This is a genomic window from Parageobacillus toebii NBRC 107807, assembly GCF_003688615.2.
Classification (GTDB): Bacteria; Bacillota; Bacilli; order Bacillales; family Anoxybacillaceae; genus Parageobacillus_B; species Parageobacillus_B toebii.
This window is the reverse complement of record NZ_CP049703.1, coordinates 2007657-2028653: the sequence shown is the minus strand read 5'-3', so window position 1 is coordinate 2028653 and position 20997 is coordinate 2007657. Positions and strand designations below refer to the sequence as shown.

Annotated in this window: 19 protein-coding genes; all 19 read right to left on the bottom strand. The window is 42.6% G+C overall.

Annotated features, from left to right (window positions below; translation table 11 throughout):
• Positions 1 to 242 precede the first annotated feature (242 nt).
• The gene (gene recA, locus DER53_RS10505; RefSeq protein WP_062678186.1) at positions 243 to 1295 is read right to left on the bottom strand and encodes a recombinase RecA; all 1053 of its coding nucleotides are present in this window, start codon (positions 1293 to 1295) and stop codon (positions 243 to 245) included.
• Between the two features lie 163 nt (positions 1296 to 1458).
• The gene (locus tag DER53_RS10500) at positions 1459 to 2709 is read right to left on the bottom strand and encodes a competence/damage-inducible protein A (RefSeq protein ID WP_062678187.1); all 1251 of its coding nucleotides are present in this window, start codon (positions 2707 to 2709) and stop codon (positions 1459 to 1461) included.
• A gap of 36 nt (positions 2710 to 2745) precedes the next feature.
• Positions 2746 to 3324: a CDP-diacylglycerol--glycerol-3-phosphate 3-phosphatidyltransferase gene (gene pgsA / locus DER53_RS10495; RefSeq protein ID WP_015863518.1), complete on the bottom strand. Its 579-nt coding sequence runs from the start codon at positions 3322 to 3324 to the stop codon at positions 2746 to 2748.
• Between the two features lie 56 nt (positions 3325 to 3380).
• Positions 3381 to 4265 carry a helix-turn-helix domain-containing protein gene (locus tag DER53_RS10490; RefSeq protein ID WP_062753330.1) on the bottom strand — a complete coding sequence of 295 codons (885 nt, stop codon included), beginning with the start codon at positions 4263 to 4265 and terminating at the stop codon, positions 3381 to 3383.
• A gap of 24 nt (positions 4266 to 4289) precedes the next feature.
• Positions 4290 to 5081 (bottom strand): DUF3388 domain-containing protein, encoded by a 792-nt coding sequence (locus DER53_RS10485; protein ID WP_015863516.1) that lies wholly within the window; start codon positions 5079 to 5081, stop codon positions 4290 to 4292.
• A 132-nt stretch (positions 5082 to 5213) separates the two neighbouring features.
• Positions 5214 to 5462: a DUF3243 domain-containing protein gene (locus DER53_RS10480; protein WP_062678189.1), complete on the bottom strand. Its 249-nt coding sequence runs from the start codon at positions 5460 to 5462 to the stop codon at positions 5214 to 5216.
• Positions 5463 to 5523: 61 nt separating this feature from the next.
• Positions 5524 to 6240, bottom strand: coding sequence for an elongation factor P 5-aminopentanone reductase (gene ymfI / locus DER53_RS10475; RefSeq protein WP_015863514.1), 717 nt, complete (start codon positions 6238 to 6240; stop codon positions 5524 to 5526).
• A 40-nt stretch (positions 6241 to 6280) separates the two neighbouring features.
• Positions 6281 to 7573, bottom strand: a complete 1293-nt coding sequence (yfmH, locus tag DER53_RS10470) for an EF-P 5-aminopentanol modification-associated protein YfmH (protein WP_015863513.1) — start codon at positions 7571 to 7573, stop codon at positions 6281 to 6283.
• 2 nt (positions 7574 to 7575) lie between these two features.
• The gene (gene yfmF / locus DER53_RS10465) at positions 7576 to 8856 is read right to left on the bottom strand and encodes an EF-P 5-aminopentanol modification-associated protein YfmF (RefSeq protein WP_062753332.1); all 1281 of its coding nucleotides are present in this window, start codon (positions 8854 to 8856) and stop codon (positions 7576 to 7578) included.
• Positions 8857 to 9009: 153 nt separating this feature from the next.
• Positions 9010 to 9969 (bottom strand): ABC transporter permease, encoded by a 960-nt coding sequence (locus DER53_RS10460; protein ID WP_015863511.1) that lies wholly within the window; start codon positions 9967 to 9969, stop codon positions 9010 to 9012.
• A complete protein-coding gene (locus DER53_RS10455; RefSeq protein ID WP_062753333.1) occupies positions 9970 to 11040 on the bottom strand; it encodes an ABC transporter permease in 1071 nt (356 codons plus the stop codon).
• Complete coding sequence (locus DER53_RS10450; RefSeq protein ID WP_062678192.1) at positions 11037 to 12566, bottom strand: ABC transporter ATP-binding protein; 1530 nt, start codon at positions 12564 to 12566, stop codon at positions 11037 to 11039. Before DER53_RS10450 ends, DER53_RS10455 begins: the two co-directional genes overlap by 4 nt.
• Positions 12567 to 12694: 128 nt before the next feature.
• On the bottom strand, positions 12695 to 13786 hold the full coding sequence (locus tag DER53_RS10445; protein WP_062753334.1) for a BMP family lipoprotein: 1092 nt from the start codon (positions 13784 to 13786) through the stop codon (positions 12695 to 12697).
• Positions 13787 to 13876: 90 nt separating this feature from the next.
• On the bottom strand, positions 13877 to 14608 hold the full coding sequence (locus tag DER53_RS10440) for a GntR family transcriptional regulator (protein WP_015863507.1): 732 nt from the start codon (positions 14606 to 14608) through the stop codon (positions 13877 to 13879).
• A 201-nt stretch (positions 14609 to 14809) separates the two neighbouring features.
• Complete coding sequence (locus DER53_RS10435) at positions 14810 to 17119, bottom strand: DNA translocase FtsK (RefSeq protein ID WP_062753335.1); 2310 nt, start codon at positions 17117 to 17119, stop codon at positions 14810 to 14812.
• A gap of 107 nt (positions 17120 to 17226) precedes the next feature.
• A complete protein-coding gene (locus DER53_RS10430; RefSeq protein ID WP_015863505.1) occupies positions 17227 to 17451 on the bottom strand; it encodes a YlzJ-like family protein in 225 nt (74 codons plus the stop codon).
• Entirely contained in the window at positions 17448 to 18185 is a 738-nt protein-coding gene (locus DER53_RS10425) for a ClpP family protease (RefSeq protein WP_015863504.1), read from the bottom strand. Before DER53_RS10425 ends, DER53_RS10430 begins: the two co-directional genes overlap by 4 nt.
• 109 nt (positions 18186 to 18294) lie before the next feature.
• Positions 18295 to 19962: a ribonuclease J gene (locus tag DER53_RS10420; protein WP_015863503.1), complete on the bottom strand. Its 1668-nt coding sequence runs from the start codon at positions 19960 to 19962 to the stop codon at positions 18295 to 18297.
• Positions 19963 to 20113: 151 nt separating this feature from the next.
• Positions 20114 to 20986 carry a 4-hydroxy-tetrahydrodipicolinate synthase gene (gene dapA, locus DER53_RS10415; RefSeq protein WP_062753337.1) on the bottom strand — a complete coding sequence of 291 codons (873 nt, stop codon included), beginning with the start codon at positions 20984 to 20986 and terminating at the stop codon, positions 20114 to 20116.
• Positions 20987 to 20997 lie beyond the last annotated feature (11 nt).

The following is a 20997-nucleotide window of genomic DNA, read 5'->3' as shown; positions in this document are numbered from 1 at the left end:
CAGACAATAAAAAAACATCATTAGTGTTTTTATACAGTTGGCTCAATCCAAAATACATTCATGTTTTGTGCATGAGCCACTTTCATTTAGCCGGAGTCACGGACTTTCGTGGCTGATTCTTTGTATAAAATATACATGTTAATTTTAAAGGTGGCAAAATTTATTGTCAAGATATAGAAGTTTCTCCCTGTCACAAATCAGAAAAAATAAAAAAGAGAGGAAACAGCATTTCCTCCCTAGGTTTAGTCTTCTAAAAATCCAAGCTCCTCTTGTTGCGTCTCGTTTGCGTTGTTCGAAACAGAAGGCGATTCAATTCCGTAATGTCTACGGATTTCTTGTGCAATTTCTTCAGCGATATGCGGATTTTCTTTTAAAAACTGTTTTGCATTTTCACGTCCTTGACCTAGACGCTCGTCTTTATACGAATACCAAGAACCGCTTTTTTGCACGATATCCAGCTCTGATGCCATATCGATGATTTCGCCTTCTCGGGAAATTCCCTCTCCGTACATAATATCTACATCAGCCGTTTTAAATGGAGGGGCAACTTTATTTTTTACTACTTTAATTTTTGTTTTATTTCCAACCATGTCATTGCCCTGTTTAATTTGTTCGGCACGGCGCACTTCTAAACGGACCGAAGCATAAAATTTTAGAGCTCGGCCGCCTGGTGTCGTCTCCGGATTTCCAAACATCACTCCGACTTTTTCGCGAATTTGGTTGATGAAAATAGCGATTGCCTTTGATTTATTAATCGCTCCGGATAATTTGCGCAATGCTTGTGACATAAGACGCGCTTGCAAACCAACGTGGGCATCGCCCATTTCTCCTTCAATTTCCGCTTTCGGTACAAGCGCCGCAACAGAGTCAATAACGATAATATCAACCGCGCCGCTTCTTACTAATGCCTCGGCAATCTCCAATGCCTGTTCTCCTGTATCCGGCTGGGAAAGCAACAACTCATCGATGTTTACGCCTAGCTTTTGTGCATAAACTGGATCAAGCGCGTGCTCCGCATCAATAAACGCAGCTTGTCCCCCCTGTTTTTGCACTTCGGCAATCGCATGAAGCGCAACTGTTGTCTTCCCGGAAGATTCAGGCCCATATATTTCAACAATGCGTCCACGCGGATATCCGCCGACTCCTAAAGCGATATCCAGTGCAAGCGATCCGCTTGATATAGTGGAAATTTTCCGGTCTGTTTGTTCTCCAAGTCTCATGATCGAGCCTTTTCCAAATTGCTTTTCGATCTGTTTTAACGCCTGTTCTAAGGCGGCTTGACGATCTTGATTCACTAACAAACTCCTCCTTTTTCTCAACTACTTATACTATACCGTTTTTTAGGGCTGTTGCCAAGAAAAAAATCGAACGTCCATTCGTTTTTCTTGTGGAGAAAATAGAAACATTCTCCATTTGTGATGAAATAAAAAGCGGGGGAACATCAAAGAGGAAAGGCAGCTACCCTTCATATGCAGCCGCCAATTTTTTTAATATAATGGAGCAACCATATTTCGCGGTACGAATTCGAATCGCATCACGCTGACCGGGTAATGCAAGGGCATAGACTTCTGTCTCGTTTTCAGGGGTGGAAATGCCAATATATACAGTGCCGACTGGCTTTCCTTCAAGCGGGTCTGGTCCTGCTACGCCTGTAAAACTGATGCCAATATCAGCATGACAAAGTGTGCGGACATTTTCCGCTAATAGCTGCGCACAACGTTCGCTTACTGCTCCATCTGTTGTCAAAACAGAAGCAGGAACGTGAAGAACTTTCTCTTTTACTTCATTGGCATAGCAGACAACTCCGCCGCGGACAACTTGAGAAGCGCCGGGAATGGCCGTTAATTCGGTTAAGAAAAGTCCGCCTGTGAGGCTTTCTGCCGCCGCGATCGTTTTCTTTTTTTCCTTCAACATCTTCACGGTCTTTTTAAACAACGTTTCGTCATTATAGCCATAAAAATAGCGGCCGACGCGCTCTAAAATCGCTTGTTCCGTTTTATCTAAAAGTTTTTTTGCTTCGATTTCGGAATGGTGTTTCGCGGTCAAGCGCAACGCTACTTCTCCGTCACCAGCAAGCGGGGCAATCGTCGGGTTTGATTGTTGATCAATAAGATCTTCAATGTCTGTTTCCAGCTGCGACTCACCGATTCCGAAAAAGCGTAATACACGCGATTCAATGCGCTCATGACGGCCAAGCTGTTCCATTAAAAACGGTCGGCCATATTTGAGAAACATCGGCTGCATTTCTTTTGGAGGGCCGGGAAGAAGCATATACGTAATTGAATTCAGCGTAATTGCCATTCCAGGTGCCATTCCGTGTTCGTTTTTCAATATAGTAGATCCTTGTAATACAAGCGCCTGTTTTTTATTATTTTCTGTCATGGTCCGGTTTGTGCGGGCAAAATATGCTTCAATGGAACGAAGCGCTTCCTCATCGATCACAAGCTCGCGCCCTAACAGGCGGGCGATCGTTTCTTTCGTTAAATCATCTTTCGTCGGCCCAAGCCCGCCAGTAAAAATAATGAGTTCGGCACGCGCCTGCGCCACTCTTACCGCCTGTTCGAGCCGGCCGGCATTGTCGCCTACAACGGTATGAAAATAGACATTGATTCCAAGTTCAGCGAGCTTTTCAGATAAAAACTGTGCATTCGTGTTGGCAATCTGCCCAAGCAATAACTCAGAGCCGACAGCAATAATCTCCGCATTCAATGAAAATGCCCCCTTTGTTTGACTGCGTACATCTTTCTACTTTGAATGCAAAAAAGCATGTTTATTTTTCGCAAAGTAATCCCATCCGGACCAAATCGTAAAAATGACTGCAACCCAAAGCGCTAAATCGGCAAACGGAAATGAAATAAGAGAAAAAGGGAAATTATGTAAAAGAAGAGCGGAAATGGCGACAATCTGCGTCCATGTTTTAATTTTACCAAGCATGTTGGCAGCCATTACTTCCCCTTCTCCTGCAAGCACAAGCCGAAGCCCCGTAACCGCAAATTCACGGCTAATGATGATGATCACCATCCATGAAGGAGCGGCCTTTAGCTCAACAAGTACAATGAGCGCTGCCGATACAAGCAGTTTATCCGCAAGCGGATCTAAAAACTTTCCTAAATTAGTTACTAGCTGATATTTACGGGCATAATATCCGTCAATCCAGTCAGTTGTCGAGGCAATAATGAAAATAAGCGCACCAATCAGATGGGCAATTGGCAGCGTGTCTGTTCCTATTTTCACGCTGCCCCATCCAAACGGAACTAACATGACAATCAAAAATAACGGTATTAGCATAATTCTTGCTACTGTTATTTTATTAGGTAAATTCACTCTGAATACCTCCGCTAGCAAACATGTGAAAAGAGCCATCTACAGGAAAGATGACTTTATGATTTTTTAAAGATAAATTTCATTTTTTGATATACTTCGTCTTTTGGGTCCATTGGATAGGTGAAAGGTTGTCCATTTACTTTTATGTCAACATCGAGCGTTCTCCCGATTTTTACAAACACTTCCGCCTCTGCTGATAAGTCAAACGTTTGCGTTTGCCCGTTCGTTAAATTTCCTTTGAAAAAGGAGTGACCTTTTGTATTATATACCTCTACCCAAGAGTTTCCTTTTGACGTCAATTCAATAACAAATTCGTTTGTATTTGTTAATTCGATTGTCGATAAATTACCGCGTGTTTCGACAACAGTAAGCGTCGCAGCTGAAGAAGGTGATTTTTCCGTTTCTTTTTCCGCTTTTGGTTGTTTGTCCTCAGTTTCTTGTTTTTTCTCTTTTTCTTCTTTTTTCGCTTTTTCAAGCGGTGAATTTTTCGAGCGTTCTACCTCCGTTGTCTCCCCGGCAATTTGATTTTGCGGTTTGTCCTCTGCGTTATTATGTTGCAAAAACAGCCAAATCACAACAGCAATGCCGACAATCCCTGCAGCAATAAGCAATTTTGGAAGCAAATCTAACCATTTCGTGCTGTTCGGTGAAATTTGTTGCCGCGTTTTTACTCGCGATAATTGCTGAGGGATTTCTTCATCATATGATTGTGGAATATCTTGTTTGTACTGTTCAAATATTTCATCCGGGTCAAGCCCAACTGCTTCGGCGTATTGCCTAATGAACGCCCGAACATAAAAATTCCCCGGCATAATCGCATAATTTCCTTCTTCAATACCGATTAAATAGCGCTTTTGAATTTTCGTCATCTCTTGCAACTCGTCCAAACTAATGTTTTTCGCTTCTCTTGCTTCCTTCAAACGTTTACCTAGTTCCGTCAACGACAAACACCTTCCATTTTTTGGTTAAAAATCAAATTCTGAAAAAACATCGTTTCCAAACAGTGACGGCTGATCAATGACATCGTACGTAATCTCTTCATTTGGATCATGGCGCAACTCAATAATATAGTCAAAATCATCAAGAGTGTATTCGGTATGGCGGACAAAAATATCTGGGTGTTCCACCACTTTTGTCGCCTCAAGGCGCATCAGTTCGCGAATCAGTTGCCAATGTCTCTCATTTGCCCGCCGAGTAGACACGATGGCGTCAATAATAAAAATATTATCTTCGCTATATTCGCCTTCGATCAGCTGGCTGCGCACCGTCTGCTTAATCAGCGTTGAGGATACAAAAAGCCATCGTTTATTCGCACAAACACTTGCCGCAACGATCGACTCGGTTTTGCCGACGCGCGGCATTCCGCGGATGCCAATAAGTTTATGGCCTTTCTCTTTAAAAATTTCCGCCATAAAATCAACAAGCAGCCCGAGCTCGTCACGGACAAAGCGGAACGTTTTTTTGTCATCGGCATCCCGCTGAATGTAGCGGCCGTGGCGGACGGCAAGGCGATCAAGCAGTTTTGGCTGGCGCAGCTTCGTCACTGTAATATTATCCATCGTTTGCAAAATGGTAGACAATCGTTCGATTTGTTCGTTATTATCACAAAGTAGAAGCATGCCGCGCCGCGAATCGCGGACACCGTTAATCGTAACGATATTAATAGACAGCATTCCTAATAATGAAGCAACATCGCCTAACAAACCCGGGCGATTAATATGTATCTCATATTCCAAATACCACTCTTGCTTCCCCATCCCATCTTTCCTCCCTCATCCTTAATGCCCGCACAAACTCCCTATGATAAATTCATACTACTATAATATCGAATGGAAAAGCAACAGAAAAGGGACTGGAATGAAAAAAGAGAGGGAACCCCTCTCTACACGTTATTGTTGTTGCACTAATTTTACCATCATGTTGGCGATAGCGTGCTGCTCTTGTTCGTCTGCAACCTTCCAAAGGTCCGCAAGCAACCGTTCTTCCGGGTTTTTTGGATCTACTTGTTTTGCTAGGTAATCACCGATTTGATAAGCGATGTCTGAAATCACTTGTTGGCTTAATCCTTGTTGCTGCGCTTGTTCAAGACGATTTGCCAGGAAGTCTTTCCATTGTTCAAAGTTATCTAATACAGACATATGTTTAACCTCCTTCATTTTCGTTTCAAGGATAGTTTGCCTGCTTTTTGATAAAATATACTTAACAGTACCAACCGCCATTGACGGAAATAATTTGTCCCGTTATGTATGAAGCAGCATCGGAAAGCAAAAATGACACTGTTTTCGCAACCTCATCGGGTGTGCCAATACGCCCGATCGGAATATCGTCCGCAATGGATTGCAATTCCTCATCACTGAACCGGCGCAACATATCTGTATCAATGGCCCCTGGAGCGACGGCATTCACACGAATTCCGCTGGGCGCCACTTCTTTTGCGAGCGCTTTTACAAACGCATTTTGTCCGCCTTTGACCATGGAATAGACGACTTCGCAAGAAGCACCTGTAAGTCCCCAAATCGAAGAAATAACAACGATGTTTCCCCGCTTGTTCGCAATCATCCGCGGCAGTAGTTTTTTCGTCAATAAAATCGGACTTGTCACATGAAGCTGAACCATTTTCCTAACAAGCTCATCGCTCATATCCGTAATGAGACCGTAATAGCTGTTTCCGCTATTATGAATAATGACATCGATGGGACGATTGATTTGAGAAAGAAGCATGCTTGCTCCATTTTCATCCGAAAGATCCGCTTGGACAGGAATGACATGGACATTTGCTAACTCGTTTTTCAGTTTTTCTACTCGTTCATACCGGCGATGATAATGCAAAAAAAGCCCGTAACCATCAGAAGCAAGTTGGCGGGCGATGCTTGTCCCAATTCCTCCGCTTGCTCCAGTAATAAGCGCATATTTCATGATAATCCCCCTAAAAAAGCACCCTCCATAATGAAGGATGCTACTTTCTTTCTTTTGGAACAACTTGGCATACCGCAATTTGGGATTCGCGGAAACATTGTTTTGCAATTTGATCCATCTGTTCGATCGTTAATGATTGTAATACTGGAATAACATCAAACAAGCTTACTTCGTTAAATGCGTATCGCGTAAACTGGTTGGCGATATATTCTGGAGAGTTAAGCGAGCGTAAAAACGCACCGATTTTTTTCTTTTTCACTCTCTCTAATTCTGATTCTGTCATGGAATCACCGGAAAAGGACAACAATATTTGTTTCACTTCTTCGCTAAGCCGATCTGGATCGCTCGTATCCCCGCCGACCATGGCAAAGCCAAATTCCCGCTCTTCTGTATAATCGTACATAAATGTTTCATCAATAAGCCCAAGCTGATACAACCGTTCATAATGCGGCGAACTTTTTCCGAATAAATAATCTAACAAAACATTGAACGCTAACTCATGAATTAATTTTTCTTTGCCGGCTGGGTGAACAGTTGGCGCCTTGATTCCGACAAGACATTTACTCGTTTGCACGTGCATCGGAATGACTTTCTTTTCTTCCGCTCTCTCTTTCGGTTCATCGTACACAAAGCGCTGAATCTCACTAGCTTGCGGAAACGATTTTTTTGCTTGGTTATCGCGAATTTGCTGCATTATTTTTTGTTCATCGACCGGCCCGACGATAAAAAGCAGCATATTGCTCGGATGGTAAAACGTTTCGTAACATTCATATAACAATTCTTTCGTAATATGAGAAATGGATTCAACCGTACCGGCAATATCAATTTTCACCGGATGGTTTTGATACAAGCTTTCAATGACGCCGAAATAAACGCGCCAGTCCGGATTGTCATCATACATGCGAATTTCTTGGCCGATAATTCCTTTTTCTTTTTCTACCGTTTGATCGGAAAAATATGGGCTTTGCACAAAATCGATGAGCGTTTCTAAATTTTTTTCCACATTTGCTGTACTCGAAAACAAGTAGGCCGTACGCGTAAACGTGGTGAAGGCGTTTGCGGATGCTCCTTGTTTACTGAACTGCTGGAACACATCGCCATCTTCTTTTTCAAACAGTTTATGCTCTAAAAAGTGAGCGATTCCATCCGGCACCTGCTTCATCTCGGTCTTTCCGAGCGGAACGAATTGATTGTCGACCGATCCATATTTGGTCGTAAACGTTGCGTACGTTTTATGAAACCCCTTTTTTGGCAAAATGTACACATCTAAACCATTTTCCATTTTTTCATAAAACAGTTGTTCTTGCAGCTGTTCGTATACAATTTTCTCCATAATTATTCCGCTCCCTCCATTCCGGTCAGGAAGTAAATCGTGTCGAGCTCGACCTTGCCCGCAACGCGCACGATTTCCTCCCGCGATACGCGATCTGCACCTGATAGCCATTCTTCAATTGGCCGTTTCCGCTTTGAGACAACGTTATGGTAAAGCACTTCCACCAATCCGCGCGGCGTATCAATCGTTTCTAACAATTGATTGCGAATAACCGCTTTTGTTTGCGTGATTTCTTCATCGGTAAAATCGCCGTTTTTCATCGCTTCCATTTGTTTTTCAATAATTTGCAACGCTTTTTGATAATTGGACGGTTCGATGCCGGACATCACCATTAATAACCCTTTATGGCTTTCTAAACGCGAAGCCGCGTAATACGCTAAGCTTGCTTTTTCACGAACATTGATAAACAATTTCGAATGAGAAAAACCGCCAAAAATGCCATTAAACATTTGGAGAGCGTAATAGTCATCGTCTTCATACGTGACGTTCGTCCGATAACCGATGTTCAATTTTCCTTGTTTGACATCTTGTTTTTCGATCACTTCATTTACTTTATCGCGCGTTTTAGTTGAAACTGTTTCTTTCACAGATGCGCGAACCGTGCGGTTTGGCAGTAAAAAATGCGATGCAACTGCTTCCAATACGGTCTCTTCTTGTACATCACCGATGACGTATAAATCGATTTCATCTTCTTCCAGCGTTTTTTTATAATATTGAAACAGCTGCTCTGCAGTAATGCGATCCACATCGTCTAGCTCGCCATTCGCGTGCAGGGCATACGGTTCTCCTTTGCACATTTCCTGAATAAGCCGCAAGTTGGCATACCGCATTTTATCGTCGTACACGGCTTGAATACGCTGCTTAAGCGCTCGCTTTTCTTGTGCGACAATGTGATCGACAAACCGGCCGTCTTGCAAAGCAGGACGAAGAACAACATCGCTTAACAGCTTGAGCGCTTTGCGAAGAAGCGGAATTTTCTCTTGTAAAAACACTTCGTTTGCCACATCGATTCGAATCGTAATAATATGGCTTTCGCCTTTTTTCGATAAATCCACATTTAATGTTGCGCCATACAGTTCATCTAAATATGTGCGCAATTGTTTTACACTTGGGTACTCCGCCGTGCCGCTTTGAAGCACATACGGCAAAAGCGCGCGTAACGTAACCGTTTCTTTTGTAAGCGGTGCTTTCATTTTCCATACAAGTGTATTTGTTTTATATTTATCGGTCGGAATCGTATGGACGTTCATGTTTTGGATTGTCGTTATTTTTTCATTGATCAATCGAACTCCTCCTTTGTAAACTTATCGATATTTTTATTGTTGTGTTCATCATATCAACAATATACCTTTCACAAAACATAAAATGCAAATAAAAGCAAAAAAGAACTCGAACTTTACGATCGAGTTCTTTTTTCACGATTTTCATTACGTCTTTTACCGTTTTCCTTTAATATAAGGCGTACCTAAAGCTTTCGGTGCTTCCGCGCGCCCGATAAAGCCGGCAAGCGCTAAAATCGTTAGCACATATGGAGCAATCAGCAAATAAACCGTCGGTACATCTTTTAAAAATGGAAGCGTTTTTCCAACTATACTTAAACTTTGTGCCAAACCAAAGAACAACGCCGCTCCCATCGCCCCAATCGGATGCCATTTTCCGAAAATCATCGCTGCAAGCGCCATAAAGCCGTGCCCGGAAATCGTCGCATGGCTGAAATCGCGCGAAATGATCATCGCATACACCGCACCGCCAAGCCCACCTAACGCTCCGCTGATCATAACGGCAATATAGCGCATTTTCGTCACATTAATTCCCATCGTATCCGCTGCCATCGGATGTTCACCGACTGCACGAAGACGAAGGCCAAACGGCGTTTTGTAAATGACATACCATACGACAAACGCCAAAATAATCGCCAAATATGATGGAATGTACATATTGGAGAAAAAGAGCGGCCCGATCACCGGAATATCACTTAATACCGGAATGTCTATTTTATCAAATCCAACTTGAATCTGATCGGTTTGCCCTTTTCCGTATATTTTTTTGACTAAAAAGAGCGACAATCCAAGCGCTAAAAAGTTAATCGCCACACCGCTAACCACTTGATCGGCGCGAAACGAAATAGATGCAACGGCATGAAACAGCGAAAAAATGGTGCCGACAACCATCGCAACGAGTAAAGCGAGCCATGGGGTAAGCGCTCCAAATTTATCAGCAAACGTTAAATTGAAAACAATGCCAATAAATGCTCCAATAGTCATTAACCCTTCTAAACCAATATTCACAACGCCGGATCGTTCGCTAAATACGCCGCCAAGCGCTGTAAAAATAAGGGGAGCAGCAAAGAAAATGGCAGAAGGAATAATTACTTGCAATACTTCATAGACGCTCACTTATTCCGCCCCCTTTTTCAAACGAGATAGTAATAAACGAATGACATAACTTGACGCGACAAAGAAAATAATGAGTGCAATAATAATATCCACTAGTTCTGTTGGCACACCAGCGCTTGACGGCATTTCAAGCGCCCCAACTTTCAACGCGCCAAATAATAATGCTGATAGCAGTATTCCAAATGCGTTGTTTCCGCCAATCAGCGCCACAGCAATTCCATCAAATCCTACACCGGTAAAACCGGCTTTCACGGAAATATTTCCGAAAGTGCCGAGACCTTCCATCGCCCCAGCGATTCCAGCGAATGCTCCAGAAATGATCATGGATAAAATAATATTTGCTTTTACATTCATTCCTGCATATTGAGAAGCATGCTGGTTAAACCCAACAGCGCGCAGTTCAAATCCTTTTGTCGTTTTTTCAAGAAGAAACCACATAACGACCGCACCGATGATCGCGAAAATAATGCCATAATGTACGGAAGAGTGATACGTAATGGATTCTAAAAACTCCGAACGAAGCGATGCGCTTTCATGCACAGGCTTTGATTTAAACCCTTCATCCGATAAAACAGAGCGAATAATAGCGTTTGTCACATGAAGGGCAATATAGTTCATCATAATGGTAACAATCACTTCATGGACTCTTAAATACGCCTTTAAAATCCCTGGAATGAGCGCCCATATCGCTCCTGCCAGCGCTGCCGCTAAAATCGCCATCGGCAGGTGAATGACCTTTGGAAGTTCAAACGATACACCGACCCATACCGCCGCAAGCCAGCCAACAATAAGCTGACCTTCTACACCGATGTTAAACAAACCGGTACGGAAGGCAAAAGCAACTGCAAGACCTGCTAAAATATAAGGTGTCGTTTGTCGAATCGTTTCTCCAATGTAATATGGATCGCCAAATGCACCGTATAGAAGAGACGAATATCCGGCGAGCGGATTATAACCGCTTGCGATCATTACAACCGCACCGACAATCATCCCTAACAATACGGCCAATACAGGAACAACAAAGGCAGACGATGTGGAAACAAAAAATTTTTTAAGTTCACTCAACTTCATGAAGACACACCTGCTTCCTTCCGTTTACTTCCCGCCATTAATAATCCGAGTTCTTGCTCTGTCGTCTCTTTCGGATCAACGATGGCAACAATTTTTCCTTCGTAAATAACAGCAATACGGTCACTTACATTCATGACTTCATCTAGCTCAAATGAAACAAGAAGCACCGCTTTTCCTTGATCACGCTGTTCAATTAAACGTTTATGAATAAATTCAATTGCCCCAACATCCAGACCGCGTGTTGGCTGTGCAGCAATAAGCAAATCTGGATTTCGATCTACTTCCCGGCCGATAATCGCTTTTTGTTGGTTCCCGCCAGACAGGGCGCGCGCTTTCGTAAATTCGTCCGGCGTGCGCACATCGAATTCGGCAATAAGCTGACGCGCTTTGTCGTAAATCGCTTTAAAATTTAAAATTCCGCGTTTCGAATATGGGGATTTGTAATATGTTTGCAGCACCATATTTTCCCCAATTGGAAAGTCCAGAACAAGGCCATGTTTATGGCGATCCTGCGGGATATGGCCGACGCCTGCTTCGGTAATTTTTCGCGGCGGAAGGTTCGTAATATCGCGGCCGTTCAACAAAATCGATCCCGATTCCACCTTAACAAGCCCTGTAAGCGCCTCAATCAGTTCTGTCTGCCCATTGCCGTCTACCCCTGCAATACCCACAATTTCTCCAGCATGCACCGTTAAGTCTAAATGATTGACGGCAGCCACGCCGCGCGCGTCTTTTACGACTAAATCTTTAATTTCCAGCACTGGTTTGCCTGGCTGTGCTGGTTTTTTTTCTGTTTTAAACTGCACTTCGCGGCCGACCATAAGAGAGGCAAGCTCATTTGGATTTGTTTCTGAAACATTTAAAGTAGCGATTCCTTTTCCGCGGCGAATAACGGTGACACGATCGCATACTTCCATTATTTCCTTTAACTTATGGGTAATTAAAATAATCGATTTTCCTTCTTTCACCAACTTTTTCATAATTTGAATCAGTTCATGTATTTCCTGCGGAGTCAACACTGCCGTTGGTTCGTCAAAAATTAAAATGTCCGCCCCGCGATATAGCGTTTTTAAAATCTCGACGCGCTGCTGCATGCCAACCGAAATATCAGCGATTTTTGCCGTCGGGTCTACCGCAAGGCCGTACCGTTCCGACAGTTCGCGTACTTCTTGTTCTGCGCGCTTTATATCAATGATTCCGCCTTTTTTCGGTTCACTACCTAAAATAATGTTTTCCGTGACTGTAAACGTATCAACAAGCATAAAATGTTGATGCACCATGCCAATCCCAAGTTCATTCGCAACGTTTGGATCAGTAATGTTTACCTTTTGGCCCTTTACGCGAATCTCGCCGCCATCCGGCTGATAAAGGCCAAACAGCACGTTCATGAGCGTCGATTTTCCTGCTCCGTTTTCCCCTAAGAGCGCATGAATTTCCCCCTTTTTTAACTGCAATGTAATGTTGTCGTTTGCGACAAAATTGCCAAACACTTTTCGAATGTTCAACATTTCAATAACATATTCCAAATAAATTCACTCCTTACTTAAGCAAGGTAAAATCATAAAATGGAAGGATGCAATATCCGATTGCAGCCTTTCATTTTATGATTTTTGGCGAATAAAAGGCTAGCGTAACCACTAGCCTTTTCATTCAATTATTTTAAGGATGCTTCAAACTGTTTGTATTCTTTGCGAGTCATTGGAACTTTTACTTCGCCTTTGATGATTTTTTGCTTCCATTCATCGACTGCTTTTAACACTTCCGGCTTAATGTTGTCTTGTGTAGGCGCAATGCCAACCCCGTCTTCTTGAAGACCATATTCAAGCGTTTTTCCGCCAGGGAAATCACCATCTTTTGCTCGTTTTGCCAAGTCATATACAGCCACATCGACACGTTTTACCATCGATGTTAATGTAACGTTATACGTTTTGCCGCCAACTTTCACAACACCTTCAGGCGATTGGTCTTTATCCACACCGATTACCCAAATTTCACGGTTCGGATCTTTCTTTTTCAAGTCTTTTGCTTCAGAGAACAAACCATTTCCTGTTCCGCCAGCGGCATGATAAATGACATCGACTCCGGAAGCATACATGCTTGATGCAATCGCTTTTCCTTTATCCGCTTGGTCAAACGCACCGGCATATTGCACTTCGACTTTCGCTTTCGGATTAACAGCTTTTACTCCTGCAAGGAATCCGCTTTCAAACTTTTCAATTAATGGAATTTCCATGCCGCCGATAAATCCGATTTTATTCGTTTTTGTTGTTAAGCCGGCAACGACACCAACAAGGAATGAACCTTCATGCTCTTTGAACGTAATGCTAGCTACGTTTGGTTGTTCAACAACCGTGTCAACGATCGCAAAATGCTTTTTCGGGTTTTGTTCAGCAACTTCTTTTACTGCATCTCCCATTAAATATCCAATTCCATAAATCAAATCAAAGTCGCTGCGCACAAGCTTATTTAAGTTTGTCGGATAGTCAGCATCGCTTGATGATTGTAAATAATCATAACCGCCTCGGCCTTTTTTCAAGCCATTCTCTTTTCCAAACTTTTGCAAACCTTCCCAAGCAGATTGGTTGAAAGATTTGTCATCAATACCGCCAACGTCTGTTACCATCGCAACACTAAACGTGTCTTTGCCTTTGTCACCAGCATTATTCCCCCCTTGTCCACCGCATGCACTTAACAGTGTACCTGCTGCTAAAACAAGGGAAAGGGCGAGTCCAAATCGTTTTTTCATTAGAATACCCCCTAATCCATAAAAAAATTGTTGTGCTTTCTTACTTATTATAAAATCATCCCTATATTTCTATGTATGGATGTCACCTCCTTAAAAACTAAGGCGTTTTCGAAGTACATGAAAGCTGATTTTGTCAGAACGGAAATAGTTGATGGAATAAAAAATCGGCTCATCATTTTTATCAAAATGCATTTGCTTTAACACAAGAAGCGCAGTTTCTGGCTCACATTGCAAAATCGGCGACACTTTCTCATGGTAACCGAGCGGTTCAATGCGAGCTACAGCATAAGCAATATCGCGATTCGCCTGATTGTGTAAGTTTTCAAAAAGGGATTCTTGCTCATAGGAAATTCCTTTTGGTAAATATTTACATAAAATTTTGTCTATACAATATACAACAGGCTCCCCGTCAGCTGTACGGACACGTTCAATCAAAAGAATGTCATCGTCCGCCGAACATTGAAATCTCCGGATGTCATCTTCCGTCGGCTGTTGAATGGAAGAAGATAAAAAAATCGTTCCAGGTTTTCGACCTGCCTGCCGAATCATATCAGTAACGCTGCTTAACTGCTCGATCCCCGATGTAAACAGTGGTCTTGCATTGACGAACGTTCCAACACCATGCCGGCGAATAATCACGTTTTCTTCCTCTAAAACACGCAATGCCTCACGCAATGTTGCACGGCTGACACCTAGTTGTTTCGCTAATTCAAATTCCGATGGGAGCTTTTGTTTTTCTTTATACACGCCTGTTTCAATATCACGCTTAATTCGATCAATCACTTGTAAATATAGGTGACGGTTGTCTGACTTGATGGACATGAAAAAATCCCCCATTTTTCATTTCAACAGATATCAGACCTCTGACGTTAGACATGTAGACTCTTCGAGATTACTATACCATTTTTTTTGGGATAAATAAATAGTAAATAAAAATTTTGTCGAAAAAAGCAAAAAACGATTGATAACGTTTTCAATGTGATATATTTTTTAAAAGAGCAGGCAACAAGTTTGCCTGCTCCCCTATGATGTTTTTACATTTTCTTTTGGAATAAGTACAGCGCGAGGTTTACTTCCTTCATAGGGTCCAACAACTCCACGTGCCTCCATCGCATCTATGAGACGAGCCGCACGATTATAACCGATGCGAAAGCGCCGTTGCAGCATGGAAACCGAAGCACTTTGCATCTCTACAACAAGCCGAACCGCTTCATCATACAATTCATCGTCAAATTCCTCGCTCTCACCATTCTCTTCGCTGACCATCATCTCTTCATAATATTGTGCTTTTTGCTGGGAAATAACAAAATCGACAACCTCTTCGACTTCTTCATCGGAAACAAACGCTCCTTGGACACGAATCGGTTTGGAAGCACCCATCGGCAAAAACAGCATATCGCCACGGCCCAGCAGTTTTTCCGCTCCCCCCATATCCAAAATAGTCCGCGAATCGGTTTGGGAAGAAACGCTAAAAGCGATCCGTGACGGAATGTTTGCTTTAATGACACCTGTAATGACGTCAACCGAAGGCCGCTGCGTCGCAATAATTAAATGAATTCCTGCCGCGCGCGCCATTTGCGCCAAGCGCGTAATCGAATCCTCTACATCGGAAGAAGCAACCATCATTAAATCTGCCAGCTCATCAATAATAACGACAATATAAGGAAGAAGCGGCTGTTTTCCTTCCGATTCTTGATTATGGCGCTGCACGTATTCATTATACCCTTCGATATTTCGTGTGCCTGTATGTGAAAATAATTCATATCTTCTTTCCATTTCTTGAACAACCTTTTTTAACGCTTGTGACGCTTTTTTCGGATTCGTCACAACCGGAGCCAACAAATGCGGTATTCCGTTATACACGCTTAATTCTACCATTTTCGGGTCAATCATCATTAATTTTACTTCATGCGGCTTTGTACGCATAAGCAAGCTTACGATAATTCCGTTGATGCACACACTTTTCCCGCTTCCCGTTGCCCCGGCAATTAATAAATGCGGCATTTTGTTAAGCTCAGCTGCAACGACTTCGCCAGAGATGTCACGGCCTAGCGGAATTAATAGTTTCGCTTCATGTTTGTAATGATCGATCGCTTCTAACACTTCTCTTAAAGAAACGGTCGCAATTTCTTCATTTGGAACTTCAATGCCGATCGCGGATTTTCCGGGAATCGGCGCTTCAATACGAATGTCTTTTGCAGCTAGCGCAAGGGCAAGGTCGTCGCTCAAACTAACAATTTTGCTTACCTTCACTCCTACGTCCGGATATACTTCATATTTCGTTACTGCAGGGCCAAGATGAACTTGGGTTACTTTCGCCTTTACACCGAAGCTTTGAAATGTTTTTTCCAGCTTGCGCGCATTTGCATAAATGTTTGCATGATCTTTCGCTTGGTTTGATTGTTTCGGAAGATGGAGCAGTTCAAGAGGCGGAAGTTGATAATCAATATTTTCCATTTCCGAAAACGCTAACGGCCCAGACGCCTCTTCCTCGATGTCTTCTGCGTTTTCCTGCTCTCGTTCTTGTTCTATCTCATTCGAACGCGCGGCAGTAAAATCAGAAATAATCGGCGGAGGAGAGAGCGTTTCTCCTTCTTGTATGATCGGCTCCTCTTCTGTGCTGTCATGCTGCTTGTCGGGTTGTGGAGTTCTTGTTTTTTGCCGTTTTCGTCCCTGCTTTTTACCGCCCCATTGTTTTATATCCGCAACAAACGCCAGCCATTGCTCCTTGAGAAAAGAAGCGATCATGATCACCACTTTTCCCACTGTTTCACTCAATGATTTTCCGGTAATGAAAACGGCCCCGATGATAAAAAGAAAAAAACAAATCCATTTTGTTCCAAGTTCATCAAATAATTGATAGCTTGCCGCGAAGAAAAACGCCCCGACCATCCCGCCGCCTAAATCAGTATTCGCCGATTCTCCCCGCACTTCGTTCCAAAACAACTCCCATGTTGTTCGAATGATGCTAGGGTCAAATTGCCCGCGTCGGGACAACAAATCGAATAACGTTTCGTGACTTAGTAATAAAAGCGCGGAAACGATAATATATAAACCGAGAAGAATGCGATGAGTAAACGAAGGCCATGCACGCTTCCAAATGATATAAAACGACAATATAAATAAGGCTACAAACAGCAGCATATACCATTCTCCAAAGAAAAAACGCGCAATAAATACGAGCGTCTTTCCAACTAGCCCAAGACGCGCCATCGCGATGACGGAAATCGCTAACATCGTAAGACCAAGCAATTCAAATTGAAATGCTTCTTTCCAATGTTGCTTTGACTGCTTTGACCGTCTTGATTTTTTCTGTCGTTTCCGTTTTGCCACAACTATTCACTCCAATAAACAAACTGAAAGATTGGAAAAAAGCAGCCATACTTGGCTGCTTTTTTCCGTTTGTTTATTAATTATATCACGAATGGACATGGAATTCATTACGATGTTGTGGAAGAAATCGTAAATCTCGTTCCTGGTGCATATTTTTGTTCTAAAAAATGAAGCGGATTCGTACTTAAATTTTGAACAATTTCATATTCATTGGTTTCCGTTTTTTGTACAAGAAATGGAATTCCATCATAGTATACCATTGTTCGTTTTTCGTATTCTTCCTTGGCAGTTTGGAAGATAAGATGTTCCGGCATGATCGTATATAAAATCATTGGACAATCTTCCTTTCCCCTGATTTGTTCAGTTCAATTAATTCGCGCAATTTGTTCATCGCTTGAGCAACGCCGCCGACTTCATCAATAAGTCCGTATTTTACCGCATCAGGGCCGACAACATTGGTGCCGATATCACGCGTTAAATTCCCTTTGGAAAACATAAGTTCCTTAAATTTTTCTTCCGTAATTTTGGAATGTTTTGTAACAAAGCGAACAACTCGCTCTTGCATTTTATCCAAATATTCAAATGTTTGCGGAACGCCAATGACCAGCCCAGTCAATCGAACAGGGTGAATCGTCATCGTTGCCGTTTCGGTAATAAATGAATAATCACAAGAAACCGCAATCGGCACACCAATCGAATGACCGCCTCCTAATACGATAGAAACGGTCGGTTTCGATAAGGACGCAAGCATTTCCGCAATCGCTAATCCTGCTTCTACATCTCCGCCTACCGTATTTAAAATAACGAGCAGGCCTTCAATATTTTGATTTTGTTCAATGGCAACAATTTGTGGAATAACATGTTCGTACTTCGTCGCTTTATTTTGCGGTGGAAGCTGAATATGTCCCTCAATTTGCCCGACAATCGTTAAACAATGAATGTTTGTATCCGGCGTCATTTGCGGAATGTTTGTTTGACCTAGCTGTTGAATCGCCGCTGTTACTTGTTCCTCTTTCGTTTCTTGGTTTTCTTCTGATTCCGATTGTATGTAACGCTCTTTTTCCATGCATATTCTCCTTTCTTTCCGTCATACATATAGTATGCTCGAGTTGGAAAAGAAAAATGCCGATAGGAATTTCCTATCGGCATGTTCGTTGACTTTGAGCATGATTGTATTATACTTCCATAATAATTGGTAAAATCATCGGTTTTCGTTTTGTTTTTTCAAATAAAAATTGGCTCAATGCTTCGCGAATGTTTGATTTTAATGACGACCATTCGATCATATAGGTTTGCAAGCATTTATTCACAATATTTGCAACGATTTTTGTTGCTTCATCAAGCAATGATTCTGATTCTCTGACATAGACAAAACCACGCGAAATAATTTCCGGTCCAGCGATAATTTTTTTTGACTCTTTGCTCAATGTAACGACAACAATTAAAATCCCATCTTGCGAAAGAAGACGCCGGTCTCTTAAAACAATGTTGCCAACATCGCCTATGCCAAGACCATCAATCAAAATGTTGCCGTACGGAACTTTTCCTCCAGGACGCGCTACTCCATTGCGAAATTCAATGACATCACCTTTGTCAATCAAAAACGTCCTATCTTCGGAGATGCCAACCGCTTTTGCAAGATTAGCGTGTGCTTTTTGCATACGATATTCGCCATGAACAGGAATAAAATATTTCGGTTTCATTAAATTAAGCATTAGCTTCAATTCTTCTTGGCATGCGTGTCCAGACACGTGCACTTTTCTCTCGCGGTAAATGACGTTCGCTCCGGCACGATACAGTGCATCAATGGTTTTTGAAAATACTAATTCATATCCAGGCATCACCGATGCCGCAACAATGACAGTATCTCCTTCTTTTATGTTGACCTGCTTGTGTACTTGTTTAGCCATACGGGCCAATGCGCTCATCGGTTGGCCATGCCCGCCTGTTGTTAAAATAATAAGTTCCTTGTCATCATAGCGGTCAATGTCATGGATGGAAATAGTCACTTTTTCCGGAAGATGTAAATATCCAAGCCGAACAGCAATATCCATCACTTTATGCAACGTTTTCCCTACAACCGCTACCTTCCGTCCGTACATTTTTGCCGCATGTAATACTTGTTGAATTCTGGTGATGTTCGACGCATAGCAAGCAACAAAAACCCGACCATTCGCGTTATAAATAACATCGGCAATTTCCTGGGCTACAAGCGTGTCCGATCCCGTATAACCCGGTCTTTCCGCATTCGTACTATCGGATAATAGGCAAAGCACTCCTTGTTCGCCAATCTGCGCCATTTTCCCTAAATCGGCTCGATTTTTGCCATATGGAGTCTGGTCAAATTTAAAGTCGCTCGTATAGACAATGGCGCCTTGGGATGTATGAATGCTAATCCCAACCGAATCAGGGATGCTATGAATCGTTCGGAAAAACGTCACTTTTGCTTTATCAAACAAAATTTCCGAATCGGAGCGAATTTCGATTAGTTTTGCGTTTGTAATCCCCTGTTCCTTCAAAATCGATTCTGCCAATCCTAACGTAAGCTTTGTTCCGTACACCGGCACCGCCGTAATCTTTTTCAACACGTAAGCAATGGCTCCAATATGTTCCTCATGCCCGTGGGTTAAAAAAATTGCTTTAATGCGATCTTGGCGTTCAATGAGATAGCTAATGTCAGGAATCACTTTGTCAATCCCAAGCATCTCGTCCTCAGGAAACATGACGCCGGCGTCGATCACAAAAATGTCGTCATCCAGCTCGACCACATACATGTTTTTACCGATTTCCCCGACTCCCCCAAGGGAAAAAATCCTTATTTTCTCTACTTGTTTCGTTTTCAATGTCACGTCCTCCTATGATGATACTAACCCGCTCAAAGTCACTTGATTTTATTATAACTGATGGGAGATTTTGAATACAAGATGATTTATGAAGCGCTTTATAACAGCAAAAAACCAATCCGCCTATGCGGATTGGTTTTCCTTTTGGCTTTTATAATGTATTTAATAAATTCATTAGCTCGATGCGCTCTTGTTCGGTAAGCGGGACAAGCGGCAGACGAACAGAACCAACGTCTAATCCTTTTAACTGCAGCGCCGTTTTTACCGGTACAGGATTTGGCGCTGCAAATAACCCTTTCATAATTGGCAACAGCTTTTGATGCAGTTTTGCCGCTTTGGCAAGTTCCCCTGCTTCGAAGGCAGCAATCATTTGTTGCATTTCATTGCCAATAATATGAGAGGCAACAGACACAACGCCGGCACCGCCAATCGCCAATACCGGAAGGGTGATGTTATCGTCACCGCTGTAAAGCAGAAAATCCTCTCTCGTCCGGGCAATTATTTCCGTCATCGTATCTAAATTGCCGCTCGCATCTTTTATAGCAACGATGTTTGGAATTTCCGATAAACGAACAACCGTGTCAACAGACATGTTCACAACAGAACGTCCAGGAATATTATAGAGCATCACCGGAAGCGACGTGCTTTCGGCAATCGCTTTGAAGTGTTGATATAACCCTTCTTGATTCGGTTTATTATAATACGGCGCTACTAACATTACCGCATCGACACCGATTTCTTCCGCTTTTTTCGTCAATTCAATGGATGCGCGCGTATTGTTGCTTCCAGTCCCAGCAATAACTGGAACTCTCCCGTTCACAACCGAAACAACGTGACGGAATAAAGCAACTTTTTCTTCCGTCGTTAATGTTGGCGATTCGCCTGTCGTTCCGGCAACAACGAGCGAATCTGTTCCGTTTTCGAGCAAATAATCGACAAGCTTGGTCGTTTTTGCAAAATCGATATTTCCTTTATGATCAAACGGCGTTACCATCGCTGTCACGATTTTGCCAAATTGGATCAATACCCTCACTC